7 protein-coding genes are annotated in these 8099 nt (G+C 45.7%); 4 read left to right on the top strand and 3 right to left on the bottom strand.

Annotated features, from left to right (window positions below; translation table 11 throughout):
• Positions 1 to 213: 213 nt before the first annotated feature.
• Positions 214 to 471 (bottom strand): hypothetical protein, encoded by a 258-nt coding sequence (locus tag ACMGGP_RS20335; RefSeq protein ID WP_115388352.1) that lies wholly within the window; start codon positions 469 to 471, stop codon positions 214 to 216.
• A 314-nt stretch (positions 472 to 785) separates the two neighbouring features.
• Complete coding sequence (locus tag ACMGGP_RS20330; protein WP_498798780.1) at positions 786 to 1706, bottom strand: integrase domain-containing protein; 921 nt, start codon at positions 1704 to 1706, stop codon at positions 786 to 788.
• Positions 1707 to 2617: 911 nt separating this feature from the next.
• On the opposite strand from ACMGGP_RS20330, the gene ACMGGP_RS20325 reads away from it, so the two are divergent.
• Positions 2618 to 3244, top strand: coding sequence for a hypothetical protein (locus ACMGGP_RS20325; protein ID WP_110412206.1), 627 nt, complete (start codon positions 2618 to 2620; stop codon positions 3242 to 3244).
• Positions 3245 to 4597: 1353 nt separating this feature from the next.
• Here ACMGGP_RS20325 and ACMGGP_RS20320 read toward each other — a convergent pair.
• Positions 4598 to 5284 (bottom strand): replication initiation protein, encoded by a 687-nt coding sequence (locus ACMGGP_RS20320; protein WP_064691066.1) that lies wholly within the window; start codon positions 5282 to 5284, stop codon positions 4598 to 4600.
• A gap of 504 nt (positions 5285 to 5788) precedes the next feature.
• Here ACMGGP_RS20320 and ACMGGP_RS20315 point away from each other — a divergent pair.
• From ACMGGP_RS20315 to umuC, 3 genes are all read left to right on the top strand, one after another.
• On the top strand, positions 5789 to 6112 hold the full coding sequence (locus ACMGGP_RS20315; RefSeq protein WP_140034305.1) for a TrfB-related DNA-binding protein: 324 nt from the start codon (positions 5789 to 5791) through the stop codon (positions 6110 to 6112).
• A 14-nt stretch (positions 6113 to 6126) separates the two neighbouring features.
• The gene (locus ACMGGP_RS20310; RefSeq protein ID WP_187506543.1) at positions 6127 to 6504 is read left to right on the top strand and encodes a S24/S26 family peptidase; all 378 of its coding nucleotides are present in this window, start codon (positions 6127 to 6129) and stop codon (positions 6502 to 6504) included.
• Positions 6505 to 6593: 89 nt separating this feature from the next.
• The gene (umuC, locus tag ACMGGP_RS20305; RefSeq protein WP_236352594.1) at positions 6594 to 7853 is read left to right on the top strand and encodes a translesion error-prone DNA polymerase V subunit UmuC; all 1260 of its coding nucleotides are present in this window, start codon (positions 6594 to 6596) and stop codon (positions 7851 to 7853) included.
• The last annotated feature ends 246 nt before the right edge of the window (positions 7854 to 8099 follow it).

Here is an 8099-nt window from a genome sequence, read left to right as displayed (position 1 = left end):
GGGTGAGGCAAGCCAGGGCGTTCTTCTGATAGCAGCTTTCAGTCGGGGACAGTCTGAAACAACGCGAGTTGTGGCAGAACGGGCCAAATCAAACGGTTTGCTGAGCTCAGTAAGAAACGAACGGATAAGTGACATGATTTCTCCTGAAAACGGGAGAAACATGAGCCCGCTCGGGAATGTTTCCCCGAAGGACGTAAGGCCGAAGCCGGATAGTTAAGAAACTACATGTACCCCGTTTATTTCCCGTGCGAGAGTTTGTATTGAGCACACCAAATCTGCACAGGCCGGGGCGAGAAAATGTCCTATATCAATTCCGTACTCGAAGGTGAAAATAGCGATTTCACTATCGATATGCACTTCATGATTAGGATCATCTATGCCGAGTTTTTTATAAGCTAATGCCGTGAGCAATTCGCTCTCGAATTCAGCTAATCTCAGCATATCGGACAGAGTTGTTGATAGATTCATCATAGGTATAGTTTCTCACGATAAATGGAGAAACATTAGCCCGATCGGGAATGTTTCCCCGAAGGACAAAGGCCGAAGCCGGATAGTTAAGAAACCTCGATCGTCACGCAGTAGGAGCGAAAACTGACGATATCTGCTTCCAGAGGTGAGCAGATGTACCACACTTTACGTGTACTTCCTTGCAGGCTTTGGAAGTGTTCGTTTGTAGCTACCCGAAGGCGGTCATCTCAAGCTACGAGACCATTGGTGGTTGTCCGAAGACAACGTGTGAAACAGTTTAATAATAACGTTTATTGTACTTATTGTTCAAGAAAATATTATTCATCATTGATCATTCGATTATATACGCGGGCAACATATGCACCCCGCCCGTCGCCATGCCCGAGATCCATTGAAACAAGCGCCTCAGCCTCCTTACGACTCATTCCATTTTCAACATGAAAATTAACAGCGTCACGAGCATAAGCATATCGCAGGCTGTGCGGGGCATTAACGCCGGTCATACCATTTTCTCTTAGAACATTATGAAAACGGTCAAGCGACTGATGAAGAGTAGGTTTATTAATCAGCTTTCCATTATTTTCATTTACATAGGAAATGGCTTGATTCAATAAGTGCATGACTTTCTCACGCTCAAATATTGTGACGTCCCGTGCCCGTCCACCTTTTGATCCAAAAACAACGCTTATTTTATTTTCACCGGTAGCTAAAGTTTGCTTCCAGGTTTTCAGGGATTTTGCTGCCTGGACAACTTCTTCTGCACGAAGACCTATATATCTTGCAAGCTGAACACCGATCGCCACTCCTTCATCTTTGAGCGAGACAGCGGCCACGATTTCGGCCAGTCTTTCATCAGTAATTGCAATTTTCTTCCCTTCCCTGCTCGCCCCTGAAATATTCAGCGCCTCGTTGCTTAACTTTTCATGCGAGGGATTAGCAAGGATATTTCTGCCTCCCTGTGAAAGCACAGACCGAATAGCAGCCATTTCATTCTGCAGCGTTCGGGAAGATATATTCTCTTCCTGTCGGCTTCTTATATAATTCTCGATATGCTTTGTTTTAACATGGCTTACGTCCCGAATCTGAATATTAAGGGTTGCCAGTCGCTCCGAAAAGCGGCTGGCAATCTTAGAACGATCTGAAACAGTTTTAAAACTTCCTCCGCCCTGGCGTGCCAGCGTCACGAGTTGTTTACTTAATTTATTGGACATATCTACCTCTCCCAGAATCCAGAACATTCAGCACGCCTGTGCTGACCGTTCTGTAACTCTGTACGCTTACATCTCTTCCCCGACGGCGTGGTTGCCTTTGCGCTTCCTGCGGCTCAACTGGTATCTGTGCATCGGGGCGGCGAAATGTTGAGTTCTTGCGAGGCTTCCCCAGGTCTCTGACCTGTTTGCGGCTTGCGCCGTGCTGACGTGAGTCAGTCTGCCTCCGTACATCAGTTTCCTGATGTCGCCATCGATACCGAGTCGATCATTCTCCTTCTAGTTAAACGCCCCTGACGTTTCGTTCGTCAGTGCCGCGTTGTGGTTGATAAATAGCCAGAGTTGTTCTGAAAACACGTACTACGTGCACGTCAGATTGTACCGGCCCGTTGAAAACCGCACTGTACGTGGGTTTGGACGTTATGCGCTGCGCGCGTCACTTTGTTCTCGTTTCACTCGAACCAAAGTGACGCCGCGCAGCTTCATGCTCCTAATGCGTCTTCCGCAAGCGCCCAAATGTTCCAAATGGGCTTATGCGTCATAGCAAAAGTCGGATGCAGCTCAGGCCGTACACCTGAAAAGCTTCATAACGGAAGTGTGCGAAGCAGCATAAGCTATGCCGTTCGTGAGATGCCTGGCCTATGTAAAAGCCGTGGCTGAGATGTGTATATAAACCTTCATCGTCTGCGATATAGATGCGCTGTTAAAGACGATATCCGCTTCCAAAGGTGAGCAGATTTACCACGCTTTTGCGTTCTCCCTTTCAGGCTGCGGGAGTGTTTCTTGTAGCTACCCGAAGGCGATCCTCTCAAGCTACCGGACCATTGGTGGTCGTCATTGACGACATAGAACAGTTGAAAATATATCAATCAATCTGTAGAAATGTCAAATGTTAGATTTGCAATTAATATACAAGACTAAAGTTCATTACAGGAGTAATCGTGAATATTGAATGGTTTAAGTTTGGTAGTTATGTATTACCTGCTATTGCGATGGCACTTAATTTTGCTGCAAGATTTAAGACAATTACAAATGAGAGAATATCTATTTATAAAGATATCAAACCGCTTTGTACAGCAATAGAAATGAAACCATATGAGATAAAAGCGATTGACAAAGAAATAAAAAACCTAATTTTATTTGAGGCCACGAGAATTAGAAACCCTCATTTAGCTCAGCAACACTTAAAAATATTAAGTTGCAATGATCTTAATGATATTCAAAAATCAAGAATTAAGAAGCTTGCACATTGCATTGATCAGGAGGCTAATGACACCGAAAAAGGAAATAAAGAAGTAAAATTCACACTCAATAAGGAAAAATACAAAAAAAGACAAATGGAGGGATTCGGTTATGTAATCACTTGTCTTATTGCTTATTACATACTTTTCTTTTCGGCTCTTAGCTTTCCCAAAGAAGACATTCCAATTGCAATAGCAATGCTTATTATGTCTCTTGGCCCTGTCTGGATTCTATTAGTGACAATTGCCACATATCCCGTATTTGGGTTTTATAAAGGCAACAAAGATATAATCGATTCATTGAATACTTTCTACGATGAAAGCTAATCTTGGTCAGATAAAGAACAAAAACAATGGATGCATTGTTTTTTTATCATGAGGACATCAACATGAGAGAGATATTAACAGGAAAAAATAAAACATTTATAAATCAGTAAGATTTTTTGCGGCAACTGAATTTCTATGTAATTTTGATCAATCTGTCAGGTCGTTAAAGATCACTATATTAACAGTATGGGGCCGGAATAACCCCCCCTACTTTTGCTGCCACGTTCTACCAGTAATGCGCCATAGTGGTCGATATGAGAATTGCCTCTAATTTGGCTGCCAAGTTTTGCCAGTGCAGCGCCCAATAAGCCGGTATGGGAATCCCCCCTACTTCTGCTATCGGGTTCTTTCCAGTACACCGACCAATAGGCGGTATGGGAATAGCCCCTACTTCTGCTATCAGGTTCTGCCAGTGCAGCGCCCAACAGGCTGGTATGGGAATCACCCCTACTTTTGCTGTCAGGTTCTGCCAGTGCAGCGCCCTATATGCCGATATGGGAATAAGCCCTACTTCCGGGGGCACCGGAACGGCAGCTGGGCCACCGGCGACAGTTATGGGAAACCGCCCTACTTCCGGGGGCGCAGGAACGGCAGCTGGGCCGCCGGCGCCTGTTATGGGAAACCGCCCTACTTCCCGGCGTGCCGGAACGGCAGCTGGGCCGCCGGCGCCAGTTATGGGAAACAGCCCTACTTCCCGGCGTGCCGGTACGGCCGCTGAGCCGCCGGCGCCAGTTATGGGAAACAGCCCTACTTCCCGGCGTGCCGGTACGGCCGCTGAGCCGCCGGCGCCTGTTATGGGAAACAGCCCTACTTCCCGGCGTGCCGGAACGGCAGCTGGGCCGCCGGCGCCAGTTATGGGAAACAGCCCTACTTCCCGGCGTGCCGGTACGGCCGCTGAGCCGCCGGCGCCAGTTATGGGAAACAGCCCTACTTCCCGGCGTGCCGGTACGGCCGCTGAGCCGCCGGCGCCAGTTATGGGAAACAGCCCTACTGACCGGCGTGCCGGAACGGCAGCTGAGCCGCCGGCGCCTGTTATGGGAAACAGCCCTACTTACCGGCGTGCCGGAACGGCCGCTGAGCCGCCGGCGCCTGTTATGGGAAACAGCCCTACTGACCGGCGTGCCGGAACGGCCGCTGAGCCGCTGGCACCTGTTATGGGAAACCGCCCTACTTCCGGGCGTGCCGGAACGGCCGCTGAGCCGCCGGCGCCAGTCATGGGAAATCGCCCTACTTACGGACGCTACGTGATGGTAGCTGGCACCTTGGTGCAGAATATGGGAAACAGCCCTAGTAAGAATATAGGGCCGTAGTGAGGAAGGTACAGCTGAGGATCTGATAAAAAAATGAAATATCTTATTGTTTTGGATAGATATTAAAAATTAACTTCCCGTTAGAATCTGCTTGATAAGAGACTCGCAAAGGGGTTTTATCATTGATCTGTCTTAGAGCAGGTTCTAAAAATGTACGTTTGAGTTCTGCGAGATTAGATTTCTGAGACTCGGGCAGCATGAATCTTTCAGAAAGCCAATCATGCGAAGTGACCCAAATCTGAGAGCTTCTGAACTGGCAGAGGCTCTCATAAAGTCGCACAGTACGCGGGTTTTTAAGGCTTCCACAGTCCCTGAGTGAGTAGGTAGTGAACTGACTTCCCAGTACGTACAGATAAGGCAAAACCTTATGGTTAAACTCTATTTCCCATAACCCTTTACTGGAACGTCCTCCTGCTTCTGTTAACCAAGGACGTGCGATCACATCGTGGCGGCCAGTCTTGGGATAGAAGATGATGGCAGAACGTGAGAGCTCGAACACACCTTCTTTAACGTCACGACTAGCCTGATTACGGCTTACATTGAAGATATCTTCGTAATCTGCAACAGCAACGGTAAATATTGGATTTGCAGACTCCTCTTCATCAGTGAAGTAAGTTTGCATAAGACATAGCCACAACACACGTTTTGCCTTCAAAGATAAATGATAAGCAGCTTCAGTCAGCTCATTAGATTGCTTAACATTTATCTTTTTTTTCAACACATTAGCCATAGCAATAATCTTTTATGGGTTAATTTATGTCCCCCACAATATCACTCAGTACACACAAGTCAACTAATTATTAATTCGTGTGTGATGTAGGGCTGATTCCCACAACATGTAGGGCTGATTCCCACACGAAGAAGGGCTGATTCCCATATTAAGTAGGGCTGATTCCCACAACATGTAGGGCTAATTCCCAGAAACAAGGCAATTTTCCTCAATAAAATCATTACTTTAAGCCACTCTAAAAAGCTTTAAAAAGATATAAAATACTAATTAAAAAGCTATTAAAAATAGTGCTGTGGATAAGTGGATAAGTTAACCTCGGCATAGAAACCGGCTTCACTACGTTCACCCGGTCAACCCCTCTGCAGCGCAAAAACAAGTTTTGCACTGCCTCGCGGTTTTGATTCAAAACGAAAGAATCTTCACAAGTACAGTGACTTTATACTTCTATTGACTATGACAAGCGCTACACTTAACCTTCTACAAAATGATGATTTTAGGTGACATATGGCGCAGAAAAAACAAATGACACAGCAGGAATGGGATCGATTAGTTCCAGCTATGGCAACTTATGCGCACATAACAACTGAGATCGGTTATGCAGTTTTAGTTGAAGGCGAAAGGCAGACAGATGTAGCCGTTCGTGTAGGTCGGACAAAGCAAAACGTTGCGAATGCAGTAAAACGCATATGGGAACTCTACCAACAGGTGACAACTGATGATGGAGAAAACCTTGAATTAGTCAGTGTTTGGTTGCCAAAACCGGAAGCGGATAAAGTAAGAACGATCGCGGCTAAATTTTCGATCAACGGTGATAAAGTTAAATCGTAGAAGATGGAGCACAAATGGCGTTTCAATCCCCTGCAGCTAACTTCACAGAACAACGTCTTGATTTTACTAGCCTGGTAAACCTCTCCTCACATTCCTCATACGTCTTCAAAAGCGCAAGCGATTACCCTGATATTGGTATACTGAAAGGGTCATTGCTGGCAGTAGATCGAGCAATCCCCTTTAAACATGATCAAATCGTCATTGCTAACGTTGGTGATGATCTTGTACTTCGCCGCTTACTACTCACTCCGATAGCAGCCCTCCAGGAACTGGATGGTCCTAAAACAATCACACCAATGCCGTCCAACCAAGATGTACCAGTCTGGGGTGTAATCGCATACGTCCTGACTGATATGGCTGGCTCAGGCTTTAATTTCAACGAAGAAGCCTAACTTATCCCCGCCTACAAATTTCATCTTGTAAAAAACTCCCGCAGAACAAATACTGTATACATAAACAGTATTTTGATGAGCCTATCCCTATGTTTGCGCTTGCTGACGCTAATAATTTTTATGCCTCTTGCGAAAGGATCTTCCGCCCTGACTTGAAGGGGAGGCCAATTTGCGTTGTGTCTAACAACGACGGATGCGTGATAGCACGCTCAGCTGAAGCCAAAAAGTTGGGAATCCCTATGGGTGCCCCACTTTTTAAAAATGAGCGTTTTTTCCGCGAAAATGGCGTGATTGTTTTTTCAAGCAACTATGCCTTATACGGCGATATGAGCAATCGTATGATGTCGATTCTTGGGGATATGGCACCTGGTCAGGAAATTTATTCGATCGACGAAAGCTTTTTGGACTGCACCGGTATTGCCAGTTACATGCCTTTAGAGGAATTTGGTCTTCAAATGCGTAGCCGTGTTAAGAAAGAAACCGGATTAGTAATTGGCGTTGGTTTTGGGCCTACAAAAACTTTGGCTAAGCTGGCTAATCATGCGGCTAAGAAATGGAGTAAAACTAATGGTGTGGTAGATCTCTCATGCCCGGAACGTCAGCGCAAACTGATGGCGATAGTTGACATAGATGAAGTCTGGGGTGTCGGAGGGCGTATCAGAAAACGGCTGGAGGCCATGGGCATTAACAAGGTGCTGGATCTGGCTAATTGCAACACCACTATGATAAGAAAAAATTTCAACGTCGTTCTTGAGCGTACAGTTCGAGAATTGAATGGAGAGTCCTGTATAGCTCTTGAAGAGGCTCCCCCACCGAAACAACAGATCGTATGCTCCAGGTCATTTGGACAGCGCATAACTGGGCTGGAGGACATGCAGCATGCGGTTGTAACGTATGCCACCCGAGCTGCAGAAAAAATTCGAGAGCAGGGTTCAAAATGTAGGCACGTCAGTGTTTTTATAGCCACTGGCCGCTATGGCGATGAACCTCAGTATGCTAATACTTCATCCTTAACCTGTGAATATCCAACCAGTGATACGCGTGACATCGTGGGTTTTGCTATCAGGGGCTTAGATAGCATATGGCGTGATGGTTATCGATATGCCAAAGCAGGCATCATGTTAGGTGATTTTTACCAATCCGGAATCGCACAGCTTGATATGTTTAGTGAAAACCAGCCTAAAGCCAATGCGGATGCCTTGATGGCAGCTCTGGACACAATCAATAAATCCGGGCTTGGGAAGGTTTGGTTTGCTGGGCAAGGAGTTGATAACCCATGGCAGATGAAAAGAGAAATGCTGTCGCCTAGATATACAACAAGCCTGAAGGAATTGCCCATCGCTAAATAATACACTTGGCTATATAAAGATGGAGCTGATCAAATTTATGTTAGTTACATCATTCTAATAAAGTACTTAATGCACTAGGAGCTTTAACTTCAAGATTTGTATCGTATTTAATTCTATAGTGTATATACATATGCATATACACAAATCTACAGTTAAGTATACCCATTTGTATATACAAAAAAGAGCTCGATGAGATTGCCTGTACTTTAGTTAACGTCAGGAAGCTAAATTGATCAGGTGTGATGT

It is taken from the genome of Curtobacterium sp. BNK-1 (assembly GCF_048685235.1).
GTDB lineage: Bacteria > Pseudomonadota > Gammaproteobacteria > Enterobacterales > Enterobacteriaceae > Pantoea > Pantoea agglomerans.
Note: the sequence above shows the minus strand (reverse complement) of the source record. Positions and strands in the feature narration are given on the sequence as shown.

Bases quoted from the DNA above. Each gene is read 5' to 3' on its own strand.
- ACMGGP_RS20335 (WP_115388352.1), bottom strand. From the start codon at position 471: ATGATGAATCTATCAACAACTCTGTCCGATATGCTGAGATTAGCTGAA.
- ACMGGP_RS20330 (WP_498798780.1), bottom strand. From the start codon at position 1,706: ATGTTCTGGATTCTGGGAGAGGTAGATATGTCCAATAAATTAAGTAAA.
- ACMGGP_RS20320 (WP_064691066.1), bottom strand. From the start codon at position 5,284: ATGGCTAATGTGTTGAAAAAAAAGATAAATGTTAAGCAATCTAATGAG.
- ACMGGP_RS20315 (WP_140034305.1), top strand. From the start codon at position 5,789: ATGGCGCAGAAAAAACAAATGACACAGCAGGAATGGGATCGATTAGTT.
- ACMGGP_RS20310 (WP_187506543.1), top strand. From the start codon at position 6,127: ATGGCGTTTCAATCCCCTGCAGCTAACTTCACAGAACAACGTCTTGAT.
- umuC (WP_236352594.1), top strand. From the start codon at position 6,594: ATGTTTGCGCTTGCTGACGCTAATAATTTTTATGCCTCTTGCGAAAGG.